Origin of the sequence: Chitinophaga sp. GbtcB8 (genome assembly GCF_019091455.1) — a bacterium.
Classification (GTDB): Bacteria; Bacteroidota; Bacteroidia; order Chitinophagales; family Chitinophagaceae; genus Chitinophaga.
In genome coordinates this window covers 171,321-189,998 of record NZ_JAGXJN010000008.1, presented here as the reverse complement: position 1 = coordinate 189,998, position 18,678 = coordinate 171,321, and the positions used below count along the sequence as shown (strand labels likewise).

General features: G+C 48.3%; 19 protein-coding genes. 6 read left to right on the top strand and 13 right to left on the bottom strand.

The genetic code is table 11. From position 1 onward, the window contains the following. Together KVT36_RS10705 and KVT36_RS10700 are read right to left on the bottom strand one after the other, a co-directional pair. The coding region (locus tag KVT36_RS10705; RefSeq protein ID WP_217603480.1) for a DUF1501 domain-containing protein at positions 1-1,295 on the bottom strand (1,295 nt) is incomplete at its 3' end. Between the two features lie 6 nt (positions 1,296-1,301). After that, the gene (locus tag KVT36_RS10700) at positions 1,302-4,538 is read right to left on the bottom strand and encodes a DUF1553 domain-containing protein (RefSeq protein WP_217603479.1); all 3,237 of its coding nucleotides are present in this window, start codon (positions 4,536-4,538) and stop codon (positions 1,302-1,304) included. Between the two features lie 122 nt (positions 4,539-4,660). Here KVT36_RS10700 and KVT36_RS10695 point away from each other — a divergent pair, with 122 nt between their 5' ends. Next, a complete protein-coding gene (locus KVT36_RS10695) occupies positions 4,661-5,533 on the top strand; it encodes an AraC family transcriptional regulator (protein WP_217603478.1) in 873 nt (290 codons plus the stop codon). Here KVT36_RS10695 and KVT36_RS10690 read toward each other — a convergent pair. The 3 genes from KVT36_RS10690 to KVT36_RS10680 all read right to left on the bottom strand — a co-directional run bounded on the left by KVT36_RS10690 (position 5,526) and on the right by KVT36_RS10680 (position 9,572). Next, positions 5,526-6,731: a DUF1501 domain-containing protein gene (locus KVT36_RS10690; protein ID WP_217603477.1), complete on the bottom strand. Its 1,206-nt coding sequence runs from the start codon at positions 6,729-6,731 to the stop codon at positions 5,526-5,528. The two genes, KVT36_RS10695 and KVT36_RS10690, sit on opposite strands and share 8 nt — an antisense overlap. Before the next feature lie 25 nt (positions 6,732-6,756). Beyond that, a complete protein-coding gene (locus tag KVT36_RS10685) occupies positions 6,757-8,205 on the bottom strand; it encodes a DUF1800 family protein (protein ID WP_217603476.1) in 1,449 nt (482 codons plus the stop codon). 158 nt (positions 8,206-8,363) lie between these two features. After that, positions 8,364-9,572 (bottom strand): molybdopterin molybdotransferase MoeA, encoded by a 1,209-nt coding sequence (locus tag KVT36_RS10680; RefSeq protein WP_217603475.1) that lies wholly within the window; start codon positions 9,570-9,572, stop codon positions 8,364-8,366. A gap of 49 nt (positions 9,573-9,621) precedes the next feature. Here KVT36_RS10680 and moaC point away from each other — a divergent pair, with 49 nt between their 5' ends. Both moaC and KVT36_RS10670 read left to right on the top strand, forming a co-directional pair. After that, complete coding sequence (moaC, locus tag KVT36_RS10675; RefSeq protein WP_089906478.1) at positions 9,622-10,113, top strand: cyclic pyranopterin monophosphate synthase MoaC; 492 nt, start codon at positions 9,622-9,624, stop codon at positions 10,111-10,113. Between the two features lie 10 nt (positions 10,114-10,123). Beyond that, positions 10,124-10,705 (top strand): NTP transferase domain-containing protein, encoded by a 582-nt coding sequence (locus KVT36_RS10670; protein WP_217603474.1) that lies wholly within the window; start codon positions 10,124-10,126, stop codon positions 10,703-10,705. A 75-nt stretch (positions 10,706-10,780) separates the two neighbouring features. Here KVT36_RS10670 and KVT36_RS10665 read toward each other — a convergent pair whose 3' ends face one another. Together KVT36_RS10665 and moaD are read right to left on the bottom strand one after the other, a co-directional pair. Beyond that, positions 10,781-11,197 (bottom strand): molybdenum cofactor biosynthesis protein MoaE, encoded by a 417-nt coding sequence (locus KVT36_RS10665; protein ID WP_217603473.1) that lies wholly within the window; start codon positions 11,195-11,197, stop codon positions 10,781-10,783. Between the two features lie 3 nt (positions 11,198-11,200). Further along, complete coding sequence (gene moaD, locus KVT36_RS10660; protein ID WP_254639945.1) at positions 11,201-11,491, bottom strand: molybdopterin converting factor subunit 1; 291 nt, start codon at positions 11,489-11,491, stop codon at positions 11,201-11,203. Between the two features lie 69 nt (positions 11,492-11,560). Here moaD and KVT36_RS10655 point away from each other — a divergent pair, with 69 nt between their 5' ends. Beyond that, on the top strand, positions 11,561-11,932 hold the full coding sequence (locus KVT36_RS10655; protein ID WP_089906482.1) for a hypothetical protein: 372 nt from the start codon (positions 11,561-11,563) through the stop codon (positions 11,930-11,932). Positions 11,933-11,934: 2 nt separating this feature from the next. Continuing rightward, positions 11,935-12,906, top strand: a complete 972-nt coding sequence (moaA, locus tag KVT36_RS10650) for a GTP 3',8-cyclase MoaA (protein WP_217603472.1) — start codon at positions 11,935-11,937, stop codon at positions 12,904-12,906. Positions 12,907-12,912: 6 nt separating this feature from the next. Here moaA and KVT36_RS10645 read toward each other — a convergent pair whose 3' ends face one another. From KVT36_RS10645 to KVT36_RS10625, 5 genes are all read right to left on the bottom strand, one after another. Then, positions 12,913-13,251: a HigA family addiction module antitoxin gene (locus KVT36_RS10645; RefSeq protein WP_217603471.1), complete on the bottom strand. Its 339-nt coding sequence runs from the start codon at positions 13,249-13,251 to the stop codon at positions 12,913-12,915. 4 nt (positions 13,252-13,255) lie between these two features. Further along, positions 13,256-13,573 (bottom strand): type II toxin-antitoxin system RelE/ParE family toxin, encoded by a 318-nt coding sequence (locus KVT36_RS10640; RefSeq protein WP_217603470.1) that lies wholly within the window; start codon positions 13,571-13,573, stop codon positions 13,256-13,258. A 195-nt stretch (positions 13,574-13,768) separates the two neighbouring features. Continuing rightward, positions 13,769-14,854 (bottom strand): HesA/MoeB/ThiF family protein, encoded by a 1,086-nt coding sequence (locus KVT36_RS10635; protein ID WP_217603469.1) that lies wholly within the window; start codon positions 14,852-14,854, stop codon positions 13,769-13,771. Position 14,855: 1 nt separating this feature from the next. Next, positions 14,856-15,902 carry a M48 family metallopeptidase gene (locus KVT36_RS10630; RefSeq protein WP_217603468.1) on the bottom strand — a complete coding sequence of 349 codons (1,047 nt, stop codon included), beginning with the start codon at positions 15,900-15,902 and terminating at the stop codon, positions 14,856-14,858. Then, positions 15,903-16,442, bottom strand: a complete 540-nt coding sequence (locus tag KVT36_RS10625; protein WP_217603467.1) for a GNAT family N-acetyltransferase — start codon at positions 16,440-16,442, stop codon at positions 15,903-15,905. It abuts the gene before it with no gap. Between the two features lie 130 nt (positions 16,443-16,572). On the opposite strand from KVT36_RS10625, the gene KVT36_RS10620 reads away from it, so the two are divergent. After that, positions 16,573-17,364, top strand: a complete 792-nt coding sequence (locus KVT36_RS10620) for an AraC family transcriptional regulator (RefSeq protein ID WP_217603466.1) — start codon at positions 16,573-16,575, stop codon at positions 17,362-17,364. 9 nt (positions 17,365-17,373) lie between these two features. Here KVT36_RS10620 and serS read toward each other — a convergent pair whose 3' ends face one another. Then, positions 17,374-18,645 carry a serine--tRNA ligase gene (gene serS, locus KVT36_RS10615; RefSeq protein ID WP_217603465.1) on the bottom strand — a complete coding sequence of 424 codons (1,272 nt, stop codon included), beginning with the start codon at positions 18,643-18,645 and terminating at the stop codon, positions 17,374-17,376. Positions 18,646-18,678 lie beyond the last annotated feature (33 nt).

Below are 18,678 nucleotides of genomic sequence, written 5' to 3'. Positions count from 1 at the left end.
CACATGGTAAGGCAGCGCGGGTGATGATCGCGTCCATAATCTGTAGCAGTGAGCTTACCCTGTGAATATACCGTACGGCCAAATTCGCCGCCCCATACCACCAGCGTATCTTCCAGCAGGCCCCTTCTTTTCAGGTCCTTAATTAATGCGGCTGTTGCCTGGTCTGTGGCTTTACATTGTGTGGTAATGGCAGCAGGCAGGTTGCCATGCTGGTCCCAGCCCTGATGATACAGCTGTACAAACTTCACATCTTTTTCCAGCAGCTTGCGCGCTAAGATGCAGTTGGCTGCATAGGTACCAGGGTCGCGGCTATCAGGGCCATACATGTCAAATATTTCATCCGGCTCATTTTTCATGTCCATTACTTCCGGCACAGCAGTTTGCATGCGGTATGCCATTTCGTATTGCGATATGCGGGCCTCTACTTCCGGATCGCCATAGGCGCTGTTCTGCAGCTGGTTCAGCTTAGTAAGGTATTCCAGCATTTCTTTACGGTCTTTGCCATCATACCCGTCAGGATCATTCAGGAATAACACCGGGTCTTTACCGGCGCGGAACTGTACGCCCTGGTGTTTGGATGGCAGAAAACCATTGCCCCACAAACGTGCATACAATGGCTGATCCTTTTGCCCGTTCTTAGATACCAGCACAATAAAAGTGGGCAGGTTATTATTGTCTGATCCTAATCCATAACTTACCCAGGAGCCAATGGAAGGCCGCCCCGGCAGCTGGTTACCGGTCTGGAAAAAAGTAATGGCCGGATCATGATTGATAGCTTCTGAATAAAGTGATTTTACAATACACAGATCATCTACCACAGCGGCAGTATGCGGCAGCAGCTCACTTACCCAGGTGCGGGTTTCCCCGTGCTGGTTGAATTTAAAGATAGAAGGCGCTATAGGCAAAGCGCTTTGGTTGGCGCTCATACCCGTCAGGCGTTGGCCCTGGCGAACAGAGGCCGGGAGGTTTTGCCCCATCAGTTTTTCCAAGCCTGGTTTGTAATCAAATGTTTCAAACTGGGAAGGGCCGCCGCTCATAAACAGGTACACCACGCGTTTGGCTTTGGGAGCAAAATGCGGCAGGGCTTTTAGTATATCCGCCTCCAGTCCGCTGGCGCCTGCAGCGGCTTTGGGCGTGCTGCCAAACAGCTCTTTCCCCAGTAATGACCCCATAGCCAATGCACCCAGGCCCAGGGAGGTTTTGGTTAAAAAAGTACGCCGGTCCAGCTTTTTATTCAGCTGGTCAAAGTCCGGTGTGTGCAGTTTAAATATATCGTCGTCGTGATGGTGTGACATAACAATTTATCTTTTTGTAAGCGATGCATCCGAATTTAAAATAGTGTTGGCTACTACCGCATTGGCAGCCACCCAGGCAGTATCCAGCTTTTTATCTACCACATATTGCCCGCTGTGCAGCCAGCCCTTTGCCTTTTCAGGATGGGTGCTGAATTTCTGTTGTTCTGTTGCTCTTAATGTGGTTAGCAGCTCCACTTCCTGCGGCTGCGGCTGGCGCCCGGTAAGCTTTCTGTAGGTATCAATAATTGCTTTACGGTCGTTGCCCGCAGTATACATTTGCGCGCCTAATACCGTGGAGGCTTCAATAAATGTAGGATCGTTCAGCGTTACCAATGCCTGCAGCGGCGTGTTGGTAGGCTGCCGCCGGGATACGCAATAGCTGCGGGAGGTAGCATCAAACGTAGCCAGCGTGGGATTAGGCACAGAACGTTTTATAACTACGTATATGCTTCTGCGGTATACGGCCGTTCCGGTATCTGCGGTATAGGTAGTATTATTAATTTCCCATAAACCCGGCGGCTGATACGGTTTTATACTTTTACCGCCTATGGCGGTGTTCAGCAAGCCACTTGCTAAGAGTGCATTGTCGCGGATCATTTCTGCGGACATGCGGTAGGCCGGGCCGTGCGATAACAAGCGGTTCTCCGGATCTTTATCACGTACTTCCTTGCTTACACGGGAATCCTGCCGGTAAGTGGCCGACATTACAATGAGCTTATTCAGCTTTTTAATATCCCAGCCGGAATCGCGGAAGCTAATGGCCAGCCAGTCCAGCAATTCCGGATGGCTGGGCATCTCGCCCTGGTTACCAAAATCATCTGTTGTTTTCACTATGCCGGTGCCAAAAAAGTTTTGCCATAAGCGGTTCACCTCTACCCTTGCTGTAAGCGGGTTATTGGGATCAGTAAGCCATTGCGCCAGCCCGTAGCGGTTCTTAGGCAAATTCTTTGCAAAGGGCAGTATAGCGGCCGGCGTGTTGGGATATACTTTATCGCCCGGCATATCATAGTTGCCTCTTAATAAAATATGCGCCTGTTTGGGTTTGGGCATCTCCTGCATTACCATGAGCTCCGGCACATCTTCCGTAGAATCGGCCAGCATGGTACGCATTTGCTGCAACGCCTGTGTAGCTTTAATAGTAGCCGGGTATACTGCAGAAAGGTAATATGCCCGCAAAACATCCAGCTGCGCAGCTGCCAGCTGTGCACGGGGTTTGTCTGCCACATCCTTCCAGTCAGCTTTTTGCGCCACTACTTTTATTTCATAAGGCGTTAACACCCGGTTATACACCAACACCTCATCAACCTTCCCATTTTTAAAACCTAAACCCCGCCACCAGCCACCGATCTGCAATCCCGGCTGCTTACCCTTCCCTTTAAATAAAATGTCTTTGGTCAGCTGATCCATGGTTGTTTCCATGGCCATTTCATTACCATCCAGGTATAACTTAAAGCCGTTTGCTTTGGAAGATCCATCGTAGGTAAGCGTAAGCTGGATCCATTGATCTTTTGGAACGATGGTTCTGGACACCCTGGTAATGGCATTGGAAGGCGCAGTGTGCGCCATGTTTATTTCCAGCTTATTATCCCGCAGGTATAAATGATATCCGCGGAAGTTAAACAGGCGCTCCGCCATGCTTTTATGAAAAATAACGCCTTCCTTCAGGTCTTTGGGTATATTCACCCAAACGCCTATACTAAAAGGCTCTGATCTGCGGAACACCCCATTGGGGCCCAGGTCCAGGTAAGTATCGCCATTTAATACAATGGCTTTACCATTACCGTGCTGCTCAAATACCGGCGCGTCCCCAGCCTGGCCGGTTTCCCGCTTCATGGCGCCGGCCTGCTTTGCATTCACCAGGTTTTTAAAGGAGGCATTATCCAAAGTATATTCACCCTGCAGGCCTGCCTGCGGTACTTTTTCATGCGCCAGCTTTTTATAACCGTCTTTTGCCAGCCATTTTTCAAATTCAGGCTGCGCATTATTTTTTTCCTGTGTTAATTGCTGCTCCTGTCGGGCAACGTTCTTTTGCAGGAACTGTAACACCTGCTCCTTTTCTTTACCGGGCAGCATCAACGTAGGAGTAGGCAATGCATCGTCATAAGAAATTTGTCCGGCCTCTTTCACATTATTAAAAAAGCTGAACAGCTCATAATAATTCTTCTGTGATACCGGGTCAAATTTATGATCATGGCATTTGGCGCAACCCACGGAAACCGCCAGGAAAGCCTGTCCAAAGGTATTGGTACGGTCCACTACATATTCTGCCTGGAACTCTTCCTCAATAATACCGCCTTCCATATTCTGCGGATGGTTGCGGTTAAAGGCGGTAGCTATCAGCATTTCTTTGGTAGGGTGCGGCATCAGGTCGCCGGCCAGCTGCCATTGAATGAAAGTATCGTAGTGCAGATTTTTATTGAATGCGCTGATCACCCAGTCGCGGTAGGGCGACATATCCCTTAACCGGTCCACCGTATACCCATGCGAGTCTGCAAAGCGGGCCACATCCAGCCAGTCCACCGCCATCTTTTCGCCATAGTGCGGGGATGCCAGCAAACGGTCTACCTGTTTTTCATAGGCGTTGGGCGAGCTGTCTTTTAAGAAATTATCTATCTCCTGCAATGTAGGCGGCAGGCCCGTAAGGTCCAGTGATACACGGCGCAGCAGCATTTCCTTTTCTGCTTCTCTGGAAGGCTGCAGTTTCTCTTGTTGTAAACGCTCTTGTATAAAATTATCAATAGGGTTATGCGTTACCCAATCTTTATGTTTCACTTCAGGTACGGGCGCTTTTTCAGGTTTTACAAAAGCCCAGTGCGGTTTATACACCGCCCCATTTTTGATCCACTTAATAAGAATGGCTTTGTCCCGCGCGCTCAGCTTCAGGTGGGAGTTAGGTTCGGGCATCATGTAATCCGGATCATTGGAAATAATGCGGTGAAACATTTCGCTGTTCTCTAAATTCCCTGGATCAATAGCCACCTTGCCCGGGCTCTCCGGCAGATCGGCATAGGCCGCATCTGCAAGATCCAGGCGCAAACCTGCTTTCTGCTTGGCTTTGTCCGGTCCATGGCAGGCAAAACATTTATCAGACAACACCGGTTTTACATCCCGGTTGTAATCCAGCTTTGCCGGCAGCTCTTTATACACCGCAGCTACATCATCCGGCAGATCCGGTGAGCAGGCGTAAAAGCCACAGATGAATATTATTAAGGATAATAGACGTGGAAACCGTAGTGCTGTCATAACGTTTAACTCAGTAAGCTAAAGTTAGCGGTCCTTGCGGTTAAATATTTATACAAATACCACAGCTTTTAGCACAAACCCGACTTTTATGCCTAATTTCAGCCAGGATCACCCACCAGCTTATGAAGAAGACGGTTCTAAAGGCAACTTTTTCCCTGCTGAATGTCGATTATGTACAACTGAATAAAGACTGGAATTACAAGAACGTGACCAGCACTTTTTACCGTATTTACCTGATTGACGGCGGCAGCGGCATCCTGTACAACCCGGGCAGCACCTGCCCGCTGGAAAAGGGCTTTATGTACATGGTGCCTAGCTTTACTACCTGCAACTATTATTGCGCGGAGTATTTAAGCCAGTACTATCTTTCTATTATGGAAGATTCTACGGATGGCACTTCGCTGTTCTCCTCCAACCGGCGCATATTAAAGGTGCCTGCTACCACTGCCGACCTGCAGCATTTTAAACGCATACTGGAGCTGCATCCTGACCGGGGGCTAAAACGGTCCAATGATCCTAAGGTGTATGAGAAATATCCCGTGCTGCAAAGCTTCCGGGAGCTGAATAATTATGTGCCTATTGCAGCGTATGTGGAAACGCAGGGTATTATACTGCAGCTGCTGTCGCGCTTTCTTACGCCGGATTGTTTCCAGGCTACTGAAGAAGCCATCCACTCAAAAATTTCCGATGCCATTAACTATATCCAAACCAACCTGCACAAACCATTAACAGTATCGCATTTGGCTAAGCGGGCCAATCAAAACCCCGATTATTTTTCAAGATTGTTCCATGAAAATACCGGCGAGCGCCCGCTCACATACATACAGCTTACGCGCGTAGAGCGTGCCCGCTTTTTGCTGGCAAACACCAATCAGTCTTTGGCGGAGATAGCCGCTGCTACCGGCTTTGAAACCCTTTCTTATTTTTCCCGCATCTTCAAAACCATTACCGGCCAAACGCCCAGTGAGTATAAACGCGATAAACAGCTTATATAAAATCCAGGTAGCCATACTGCTGCTGCAGAATGGCCTTATCGTCGGCAGAGAGCCATTTATTTAACAGGGTGGCATACACGCTTTTAAAATCTACTTTGTATTTCAGATCGCCATCCTGCAGATCCGTAAGGTCAGCGCCTTCATTTAACATACCTTTCTTTTGCAGGCCTCCGCCTATCAGGAACATATTGTTAGCCGTACCATGATCTGTACCCCCGCTGGCATTTTGTCCTACCCGGCGGCCAAACTCTGAGAAGGTCATTACCATTACATCCTGGAAACGGTTGTTCTTTTTCAGGTCCTGCACAAATACAGATACTGCTTCATCCAGCTGCTGGAATAACCTTTCCTGCTGCTTTTGCTGCCCAACATGCGTATCAAAGCTGCCATGTGATACATAATATACTTTGGTATTAATATCAGACATGATCAGCTCTGAGATCACTTTCATATCACGGCCCAAAGCTGTGTTAGGGTAGGTTTCCTTTGACTTATACGTTTTAAACTGCTGTTGTATGTAGGTAGCGGAAGAAATGGTTTCCGCCATGGTTTTGTACAGGTAATCTACATTGTTATGCTCCTCATCATGTGCGTTATGTGCATTCAGCAGGTCTTTGAAATAGCTGCCATTGCTGGTGTTGTACAAGCGGTTAGGGTCTGTAAAGGCCAGGCCTTTGGCGCTTTCTCCTTTCATGGCCAGGCTAAGCGTATCATCTATTTCCAGCGCCTGTGTAGGTTTATCACAACCTTTGCATTGCGCATCCAGGTAGCGGCCTATCCAGCCGGTGTTCCAGAAATCTTTTGATTCACTACCGGTATGCCAGATGTCCATAGAGCGGAAATGGCTGCGGTCAGGATTGGGATAACCTACGCTATTCAGAATGCCCATGGAGCCATCATCATACAAAGATTTTAAACCGGTAAAGGAAGGGTGCAGGCCCCAATCATCATTTAATGATAATGCCGCTTCCCGTTTAATACCCAGGGCAGGCCGCATTTTATAGTATATATCATTCCGGTAAGGGATCACCGTATTCAAACCATCATTACCGCCGGAGAGCTGTATCACTACCAGCACCTTATTACCGGGCGGCACCAACTGTCCTTTTTCAAATGCTTTCAGGAATTTGGGCATCAATGTAGCGGCCGAAGCCAGTGAACCTACCTGTAAAAAACGACGACGGTTTAATATTAACATGTACTAAATTATTTATGATCCAAGATCAGCAAAGCTGGTATTCCGGTGTGCTCATCACATCGATGGTCACGGTTTTAATGTAGTTTTCGCGAGTGCTGCTATCGGCATATTTATCCAGCAAGGGTTTGCTGGCGCCGCTGTTCTTCACCAGCAGGGCGCCGGCAATTTCATCGGCCAGCCGCTCACGTGGAATATCTTTATGCTCCTGCACATATGCGTCCCAGTTAATGGTTGCATTTACGCGGCGTGCATACAGCTTGCGCAGGGAGTCATTTAATTCCAGTGTCATTTTGTAGTTCTGCCCTTCGCCCATTTCCGGTGTAATATCTTTTGGCTGTGTTCTTAGCTCCTGCGAGTACAGGATCACCTGCGGCATACGCAGCCGGAACATCAGGCTGGAGCTGTCTATCCAGCTACGACCGCCCGGCCAGCCTGCTACATTAGGCGGGTAAAATAATTGCTGCCCCAGTATACCCTGGAATAATAACATCACCTCTTCTTTTTCAAACTGCATGGGAATGCTGCGGCGCAAGCCTACCAGCAGCTCCACCGGTGATTTTATGCGGTTGCCAATATGCTGTTCATTATAAAACCAGTCGGCCATAAATATTTCCCGCATCAGGGATTTAATATCGTAACCGGAATGGTAGAATTTATCGGCCAGCATAGCTACTTTGGCATCATCCACTGTTGTTTCATTTACAAAAAAGCGGTAGATCTTTGCAGTGATGTAATGTGCGGTTTGTTTGTTATCCAGCAATATCTTCAGCATATCATCGCCGTTAAAGTTGCCGCGTTTGCCCAGCACCTCTTTTTCACCATCGTCGTGTATACGTTCCCGGAATACAAACTGGCCGCTGCCATCAAAACCCCAGCCGGTAAAGGCCCTGGCAGCTTCCTTAATATCTTTTTCCGTATAATTACCGCGGCCCATGGTAAAAAGCTCCATTACTTCGCGGGCAAAATTTTCGTTGGGATGTTGTTTACGGTTCTGCTGGTTATTCAGGAAGCTTAACATGGCAGGTGTTTTAGACACTGCGCTTAACAGCTCTCCAAAATTACCCAGTGCATTTTCTCTTATTACCTGTAACAGCTGCTGGTTATACAGCACGTTCTGTGTGCGGCAGGCAAAATGCCCATGCCAGAACAACGACATTTTTTCGCGCAGCGGATGCTCGCTATTTATCATAACATGTGTCCAGGCTATGTTAAGGTCCTTTACGCCCTGCCGGTTCATTTGCCGCATTTGTTTGCGCTGCTCCTCGTTCATGTCCTTTACTTTCCGGTAATCCGGCAGCTCAGATCCGCTGATCACAGCTACAGCATCCAGTGTATCTTTTTTACCGATCAGTATTTTATTCACGATCTCTTTACGGCGTTTATCCGTCCACTTTGTAATAACGGGTAGCGGTTCTCCAAAGCCGGCGCGCCAGGCCAGGTGTTGTAGCTGTAGTTTTTCGGATACCGGGGGCATACGCAAAATAGGTTTCCAGGTAAGACAATAAATTCTAAACAGGGTTTAATGGGTCTAATGTTAAGTTTAAACCGGTTTAGCTATGGGTCTTTATTATTAGCTGATGAGATGTTATTGCTTTAACAAGATACGGTCCTGAGAATGAATAGTCAAGGCAATTACCTGAACCGCCAAACGGGAAAACATTCCCCTGCCTTAAAATGATCCTGCGTAGCAGGCAGCTCCATAAAAGCATCTGCAGTTAATAAAGCGGGCAGATCACCGGAGTTATTATAATTGTGCGGGATAGCTTTTAACTCACCAGTGGATTGCGGTAACAGCTGTACCGGTAAAAAGTAGGTAAGCGGTTTATTAAACGTTACATCCTGCCCTAATACCGCATAGGGCGCAGGCGGTACCTGGTACCCCATACAAGCCAGCAGCCAGGGTTGCACGTACCTGTAATAACACATAAATCCTGAAACCGGGTTACCGGGTAATGCAAACACTACCGGCCCATCCTTAAAAAGCCCGAACAGGAAGGGTTTGCCGGGGCGCTGCCCCACTTTATGAAAAATGCGCTGCATACCCATTTCTTCCAGTATTACCGGCAAATGATCATACTTACCGGCTGATACTGCGCCGGAGCAGATCCATACATCCACATTCCGCAGGGATTCAAATAATTGCTGTATAGCAGGTTTATGATCAACCACATGATGAATAGTGGCTGTAATGCCCAGCCCCTGCAGGGAAGCTGCCAGGCTGTATACGTTGGACATGCGGATCTGGTGCGGGGCCGGGGTAGCGGTTACCTCCACCAGCTCATCACCCGTAGCGATCACTGCCACACGGGGCAGACGGCCTACACTCACCTCATATTTGCCTACTGTAGCCAGCACGCCTGCTTCCGCAGGGGTAATGCGGGCGCCGGGTTTTATAAGGGTTTTGCCGGCTGCGCCATCCGCACCTTCCCAGTGGATATTCTGATTTTTTTGTACCGGCTGGGTAATGGCAAAACGTTTAAAACCTTCATGCTCCGATGCCTGCAGGTGCTCATACGGTACCACAGTATCCGTAAGCTCCGGTATTACGGCACCGGTCATTACCTCCAGGCAGTTAGCCATGTTGCTCAGCTGTTTACGCGGCACACCGGCGGCCTGAATATCCTCTACCCCAAAAATAGTTTGCCCTTTGCCATAACTTTCTGCAAAGTTGATGGCAATACCGTCCATAGTAGCACGGTCAAAGGGCGGGAACGGCCTGTCGGCCAGCACCGGCTCCCGCAATACCCTGCCGGTAGCTGCCGTAAAAGACAGCTGCTCTGTACCAAAATCGCGCACTGTATTCATAACAGCTGCATAAGCAGTAGATACATCTAACAGCATTGTAGTAACTTTGGGTGAAGAATTAGCCGTTTTGTAAATTTATTCTTTTATGTCTAATACATCAAGCACTTCCTCTTTCTCGCACCTGGATGAGCAAAACAGGCCGGCCATGGTAGACATCAGTGACAAAAGCAGCACTATTCGTGTAGCCATTGCCGAGAGCCGGGTATATCTGCCGGAAATTATCCGTAAGGAATTTAATGGCGGCGACATTAATACCCGCAAGGGCGCTGTGTTCCAGACCGCCATCATTGCAGGTATTATGGGTGCAAAAAAAACGCCGGAGCTGATACCTTTATGCCATACCCTGCTGCTGGATAATTGCAGCGTGGATATTCAGCTGGTAAATGAAGAAGCCGTGATCCGCTGCACCGTTAAAACCACCGGCAAAACAGGGGTGGAGATGGAAGCGCTCACCGGCGCCACTGTAGCGGCGCTCACGGTGTATGATATGTGTAAGGCCTTTACGCATGAGATGATCATCCGGCAAACCAGGTTGATCAGTAAAACAGGTGGTAAACAGGATGTAGTAGTGGAGTAAAACAAATATAATGGCAGTTGCTTTAAAAGGATTGATATTATGCGGCGGGTACAGCACCCGCATGCAGCAGGATAAAAGCCGGATCGCTTACCATGGTATGCCGCAATGGTTATACCTGCACAGCTTATTAAGCAAGGTGGTGCCGGAAGTATATATTTCCTGCCGCCCGGATCAGCAGGAGATCTTTGCAGGCGCTGCGCCGCTGATCACAGACAGTGTTACCATAGGCGGCCCGGCAGCAGGTTTGCTCAGCGCGTACGCTGCTTTCCCTGATACGGCCTGGCTGGTGCTGGCCTGCGATCTGCCCCTTATCAGCCAGCAAAGCCTGGATCACCTGGCCACCATGCGCGATCCGCAAAAAGCAGCCACGGCCTTTAACAGCCCGGTGAATCATTTACCGGAACCGGTGATCGCCATCTGGGAGCCCCGCGGCCTGCAGGTTTTACAGGAAAGCGTAGCTAATGGAAAACAATGTCCCCGCAAAGCCTTGTTACAAACAGATATACAAGTGTTGGAAAATCCCTATGCAGTAGAGCAGTTTAATGCCAATACCCCCGGGGAGATGGAGGAAGCGTTAAAAAGAATTATCTAATATGCAGATGTGCAAATACTTAATATAAAGCCCATCCATCTGCACATATGCATATTTTTGCACATCTGCAAATTCTCACGGGTGTGCCGCTACCCAAACCTCTCCATCTTCAAAATATTCTTTTTTCCAGATAGGCACGGTGTCTTTTAAAGTATCAATAGCATACTGGCAGGCTTCAAAAGCTGCTGCCCGGTGAGGCGCCGCAGCCGCAATCACCACCACCGTATCACCCGGTAATTTATTGCCGCTTACATGTAAAATGGCGATCTTCTTAATGCCCATTGCAGCACGGGTATGCGCTGCAATTTTTTCCAGCTCCAGCAGGGCCATCGGGGCATAACATTCAAAAAAGAGCTGGCGTACCGGTTTGCCTTTGGTTTCATTACGCACATTACCCACAAACACCGCCACCCCGCCGGAATCCGGCGATTGTACAAAGTCCAGGGCTTCCTGCACTGTGATATTTTCTTTTATATCAATCCAAACATCCATATATCATCCTCCGCTTACAGGGGGTATCACTGCTATTTCATCACCGGGTTGCAGGGCTGCATCATCCGTTGCATATACCTTGTTCACCGCTATCATGCAGGACTTCAGCTCCCGCAGCCGCGGGTACTGCTGGTACAGGTGCTCTTTAAGCGCCGCTACCTTTGCTACCGGCGCATCTACCTGTATAACCGGCGCGCCTGCAATATCCTTTGCTATACCAAATAATAAAATTTTCATGCCTTTCACTTCAATGGCCAGGCGCTGTTTAATACCAGCATCCCAGCCTACTTGCAAATTATTGCTTTAAAACTACAATATACCCTGCATAAAGTGTTAATTTTGGATAGTTCCAATATTGAATTTATGAAGATAAGGATCAGGGGTAACAGCATCCGGTACCGGCTGGATAAACAGGACATCGCCGCCCTGGAGCAAACCGGTAAGGTAGAAGAGGAAACCAGGATCGGCGCCGGGGCCCTGCACTTTTGTATAAAAGCAAAAGACAGCCCGGAAGCCAGGATCAAGCTGGAAGCACAGGCCGTGCACCTTTCCCTGCCACTGGCGCAGGTGCAGCAATGGATACAAACGGAGCAGGTGGGTATTGACCAGGAGATTGCCAACCCGGACGGTTCTATATTAAAGATAGTGGTGGAAAAGGATTTTAAATGCCTTACCACCCGTGATGAGGATGATAGCCAGGCCTTTGATAATCCACTGGCAGCGCACAATTGTTAAACATGCTTACGGATACACATAACCGGGTAATTAATTACGTTAGGCTGGCTGTTACTGACCGTTGCAACCTGCGCTGCAGCTATTGTATGCCGGAACACATGCAGTTCCTGCAAAGGAAAGAGCTGCTTTCCTACGATGAGATCCTGCGCCTCATGCAGCTGCTGTCCGGCCAGGGCATCAACAAAGTACGTATTACCGGCGGCGAGCCTTTTTTGCGGAAAGACCTGCTGCACCTGCTGGAACAGCTGGTGCAAATGCCTGGCATAGACCGGGTATCCATTACTACCAATGGCGTGCTTACCCGCTCTTTTATCCCCGCCCTGCTGGACTTAGGCATCCGTCACATAAACCTGAGCCTGGATACCCTGCAGCGCGATAAGTTTAAACGTATTACCTACCGCGATGAGTTCAACGCCGTGATGGATACCCTGCAAGCCCTGCTGGCGCACAACATGAGCGTAAAAATAAATACCGTGGTAATGGATGGGGTAAATACCGATGAGCTGCTGGACTTTGCCTCGCTTACCAAAGACCATCCTGTATCTGTACGTTTTATTGAAGAAATGCCATTTAACGGCCATGGCAAAGCATTTTCCGGCATTAAGTGGAACTTTGAGCATATACTGGATACCTTACGCAGCACTTACCCCTTACAAAAACTGCCGGATGCACCGCATACTACTGCCCTTAACTATCATATAACCGGCCACCAGGGCCATATTGGTGTAATACCTGCTTACAGCCGTACTTTTTGCGGCAGCTGCAACCGCATCCGGGTTACCCCTACCGGCGGCTTAAAAACCTGCCTGTATGGGAAAGATGATCTTAATGTGCGGGATCTTATACGTGGCGGCGCACCGGACGATTTTTTGCTGCAGCGTATACAGGACGCTATTCATCATCGTTTTTTAAATGGGTTTGAAGCGGAAGAAGCCAATGAAAAGATGGCGAGTATGTCAACGATAGGGGGTTAAATGCTGTTAGCGTAAACGCTTGGCTGCTGGTTTGCCTTTCGCTATTTTTTTATTCCTTTCGATAGTCAGATCATATTCATTTTGTAGCTGTAGCCAAAACTCTGCATCAATATCCAGTACCTCTTCCAGTTTAATTGCCAGTACAGCTGTAAAATGCCGTTTACCGGCAAACAGCTCGCTTAAATGCTGTGGTAGTAATTCGATCTTGGCAGCAAACTCCTTCTTTATTAAGCCACGGGCTTCAATTTCATCTCTTAATACCTCACCAGGATGAATAGCTATCCTGGAATGGATAGGCTGTCCGTTCTTCCCCAACACTATATTTTCATTATACATATTATGCATGTCGTTAATGATAATCTTCCAAAGAATATATTTCTATCGTTTCTACCATAATGCGCACTTTTAATCCCTTTTTCACCACCTTAAAAACAAGCCGGTATTGATCGTTTACCCTTACCGAATGATGCCCTTTGAGACCACGCTTTAATGCTTCAAAATGAAGGCTTCTCAATTTGGTCAGTAACATGGTATTAGGCGCCCTTTTTAAGATAATCACTGTTTTTACAAATGCCTTTACGATAGCTTGTCCATAGCGGGGCTTGCCTGTTTCTTTGCCGGTCCTGAAAATATCTTCCAGTTCCTGGTTCTTAAAAACAATTTCCATTGTAATACCCAGATAAAGTTAACAAAAAACCAAGAATTACCAAAAAATGGTAATAATAATTACCAAAAACCGGTAACCCCTACAGGGTTAAAAAATCAACCTCTATAATATGTTATCTGGAAGAATTAATGAGTTAACCCCTTATTAACATCCCTGCATACAATATCAATACAGCCCTAATCCCCTCTACCCACATCAATAAACCCCCATCTCCTCATCTATCTCCTGCGCCCACGCATGTATTCCGCCTTCTACGTTATACACCGTTTGAAAACCGGCTTCCACCAGCTGTTTGGCCACCATTAAGCTACGCATGCCATGATGGCAAAGCACTGCTACCGGCACCTGCGGCTGCAGCTGCGGTAATGCTCTTAACACGGTACGCATAGGAATAAGCTGTGCCTGCGGAATATGACAGATCTCCCATTCATCAGGTTCCCGCACATCCAGCAATTGCAGCGGGGTACCGGCATCCAGCCACTGCTGCAGCTCCTGCACCTGCATGCTTTGTACCGTACCGGTAGCGCATACGCCCTGCTCATAATCATCCAGCAAGGTGCTGATGTCATGATTGCCCGGCACGGGTTTCACCTCAAAAATATGATGGGTATTATACAAGGTATCAATAGTTAATAGCTGGTTGGCCAGCGGCTCGCCAATACCACAGATCACCTTTACCGCTTCATTGGCCTGGTAGCAGCCAATAATACCGGGCAGCACGCCCAGCACGCCAATGTCGCTGCAATTCAGCATTTCACCGGCCTGCGGCGCTTCGGGGAACAGGCAGCGGTACGTAGCGCTGCCTTTGTAATTGAATACGCTCACCTGCCCTTCATATTTGTAAATGGCGCCGTATATAAACGGCTTTTGCAGTATTACACAGGCATCATTCACCAGGTAGCGGGTACCAAAATTATCCGTGCAATCCACTACTACATCATACGGTGTTATGATGGCTAACGCATTCTCCGGTGTTAAAAAGGAAGGATGTTGTACAAATGTTACTTCAGGATTCAGCTGCTGTAAGCGCTTAACAGCGGTTTCCAGCTTGGGTTTGCCTTCATCCTGCGTGGTGTATATCACCTGCCGCTGCAGGTTGGTGATGGACACATTATCCTGCTCTGCAATACCCAGTTTTCCTATACCCATGGCCGTTAGGTATTGCAGTACAGGTACGCCCAAACCACCGGCCCCTACTACCAGCACACTGGCTTTTCCCAACAACTGTTGCTTCTCTGCGCCAAAGCCTTCCAGCCTTAGCTGGCGGTCATATCGTTGCATCTCACTGTTTTAAGGTTATAAAGATACGATACAAACTGCTATCCGTAACCGCGTGTTCCGGCAGGGCATGTTCATTAATGTAGCGCACACGGTTGTCAAGGTCAGGGTGGCTGCTTAGCCATTCCGATGGCTGCAGCCCGCTTTCCTGCTTTAATGTGTTGAACAGCCATTGGAATCCGCGCGCATCAATATGCCGGACCTGTAACAGCTCCAGCCCGTGCAGGTCTGCTTCTTTTTCCAGGCGGCGGGAATACTGCAGGCTTTTCAGGCTGTTGGCATTTTCCACTACCACAGCCCCGGCGCCGCTCATGTCCCCAAAGATCAGCGACATAAACATATAAGTGCCCATGCTGCGGAAGATGGTTTTGGTAGTATGTTTCAGCTCCACATGCGAGTATTCGTGGGAAAGCAGGGCTGCCAGCTCCTCATAATGTTTCATTTGTTTCAGCAGCTGGTCATACACAATAATATGGCCGCCCGGCAGCGCAAATGCATTGGTTTCTTTTTGCTGCACCACCGTGATCTGTACGGCATAATTGGAATGTATATGCAGCTGATCAAAAAATTCATTTACCAGCCGGGTAGCTGCCGTATCCTCATGGTATTGCTGCATCAGCGCATCATAGCTGCTTTGCCCCAGCTTTTCTTCATAGCTCACCGGGATGTTGTTGGCAATACGCACCGCCACAAAAGGAATGAACCAGAAGTACACCAGCGCTATCAATCCCACTACCACCAAAAAAGAAATACCTACAATGGTACGTCCGCGGTTGGCAAAAACCCGCGGGCCTTTTTTGTGCTGCAGGTTAAAAGCCACTGCATCCGCAAAGGTGAGGGATGATACTGTAATGCGCTGCAAAGGATAACCGGGGTACTCCAATGTGTTGGCTGCAGGGCGTTTTACCTGGTCCCAGAACCAGTGTATCTGGCGCAGCCCGCCCTGCGCATCTTTTATCTCAATGGTAATTTGTTTGGCCGTTAATGTAATAGCAGCATCCACGCTGCTATCTGTTTGTGCATTGTAATATTTCCCCGTATAGGTTTGCATTTATTTCACCGTTTTACACATCATGATCAGATCCACAAACGTACCATCCGGCTGCCAGATGGCCTGTGGCTGCCGACCGTATTCTGTAAAATCAAAGTTGCGGTATAGCTGTATGGCCTTTTCATTATTGGCCAGTACATTAAAATGAATAATGATGATCTCCGGGTGCTGAACGGCCCAGCGCATCATAGCAGTCATTAAACGGCGGCCTATGCCCAGGTTCCAGTAAGCATGCTGCACTGCAATCCCAAATTCACCCAAATGCCGTTGTTTGTGGAAAGACGATTGTTTTACGGTTACAGATCCTACGATCTGCCCGCCCACTTCCGCCAGCAGCAGCAGGTGCCGGCTGTTATCCCCGAAAGATTGAATAAAGCTCCGTTCTGATGCCAGGTTCATGGCCTGCGCTTCTGTAAGTGTGTTCAACAGGAAATCCGTTTCCTTCGTGGTTTGACGGTAGCAGTCCAGCAGCGCTGGTGCATCTTCGGGTTTGGCCGGCCGTATCCACAGCTCCTGCCCATTGGGTAAAAAGTGATGCATGCCTGTAAAGTATTAAAAAAAAGCGTACTGAGGAGAAGAGAAAATGAGCTTTTCAACAAACTCTATTTGAGCCGTACAACAAAGCACGACAAGCGGAAAATATTTATCTTTAGGTTCAATTGTAATAACGATGGCTTCATCAACCCGTATCATGTATTCCTGTTACGCGCATCAGACCCGCGAAAATGAATCCTTTGTGGCAGAACATGTGATGACGCATATCCTGGCCGGCAGCATGACCTTCCGGACCTCCGGCACACCCATGGTATGCGAAGCAGGCGATACCCTGCTTATTAAAAGGAACCAGCTTACCAAGGTAATGAAACGCCCGCCGGCCAGTGGCGGGGAGTTTAAGTCCATCAGCATTTTCTTTAACCAGGATACTTTACGCAATTTCAGCGTGGAGTATCACATAACAGCCGATAGCCTCTACGAAGGCCCCGGCATTATTAAGCTGCCCCATGATGCGCTGAGCAGCACCTACATGGCCTCTATTGCGCCCTATCTGAATACGGATGCTGCTAATACAGAGATGCTCACCACGCTCAAAGCCAAGGAAGCGCTGCTCATCCTGCTAAGGATAAACCCGCAGTTAAAAAACCTGCTGTTTGATTTCAGTGAGCCGGGTAAAATAGACCTGGAAGCCTACATGAACAAACACTTTAATTTTAATGTGGAAATGAAACGTTTTGCCTACCTCACGGGCAGAAGCCTGGCCACTTTTAAAAGGGATTTTGTAAAGATCTTCCATACATCTCCCAACCGCTGGCTGCAGCAGAAACGGTTAAAGGAAGCTTATTACCTGATTAAAGAAAAAGGTAAAAAACCATCGGATGTGTATATGGAAGTAGGGATTGAAGATCTCTCCCATTTTTCCTTTGCTTTTAAAAAAACATTTGGCACACCGCCTTCCTTAGTATAACCTTATGCGTTAGCTGATCTTTTCTGCGCCAAAGTATTGTTGTAATACCGGCGGAATGTGAATACCGTCTGCAGCCTGGTTATTTTCCAGCAAACAGGCCAGTATACGCGGAAGCGCCAGGGAGCTGCCGTTGAGCGTATGCACCAGCTGCGGTTTGCCGCCGCTGTCTTTGAAACGTATTTTCATACGGTTAGCCTGGTAAGCTTCAAAGTTAGATACAGAGCTTACTTCCAGCCACTTTTGCTGCGCGGCGCTGTACACTTCAAAATCATAGGTAAGGTCAGGAGAAGAGCCCATATCGCCACCACAAAGCCTTAAGACCCGGTAGGGCAGCTGCAATGCCTGTATAAGGCCCTCTACATGCGCCACCATTTCTTCCAGCACCTCGTAAGACTTTTCAGGATGTACCAGCTGCACCACTTCCACTTTATCAAACTGGTGCACGCGGTTCAAACCCCGTACGTCCTTACCATAAGAACCGGCTTCCCGGCGGAAACAGGGGGTATAGGCCGTCATCTTTATGGGCAGGTCGCTATCCTTTAAAATTTCATCGCGGTAAATGTTAGTTACCGGTACTTCAGCAGTAGGTATCAGGTACAGCTTGTCTTCGCCTACAAAATACATTTGCCCTTCCTTATCAGGCAGCTGCCCGGTACCGTAGGCGCTATCTGCATTTACCAGGTGCGGGGGCATATATTCCATATACCCTTTGCTGGTATTATAATCCAGGAAATATTGGATGAGCGCGCGTTGCATACGGGCGCCTTTATTTTTATATACAGGAAAACCGCTGCCGGTGATCTTGTTGCCCAGCTCAAAATCTATGAGGTCGTATTTTTTTGCAAGGTCCCAATGGGGTACGGCTTCTGCAGCCAGGGCCGGTTTAGCGCCACCAGCGCGTACTTCCACATTTTCTTCCGGCGTTCTGCCGGGAGGTACGCTTGCAGCCGGTAAATTAGGCAGCTTGATCAGCGTATCATGCAGCAGCTTTTCAGTTTCGTTCAGCTGCTCCGTAAGCGGTTGCTGCTGCTGTTTCAGATCAGCCACCGTAGCTTTCCGTTGTTCCGCTTCTTCTTTCTGCCCGCCCTTCATCAGTTTTCCGATCTCGTCTGAAGCGATCTTGATCTTGGCCTGTGTTTCATCATAGGCCAGGGTTAATTGTTTACGCTTATCATCCAGCGCCAGCACCTCCTCTATTAAACCCAGTTCCTTAAACTGTTTGAGGGCCAGCCGCTCTAATACTAATTCCTTGTTTTGACGAATGAACGGAACCTGTAACATTTTATATCAGTATAAATTTTGTCAAAGATAAAT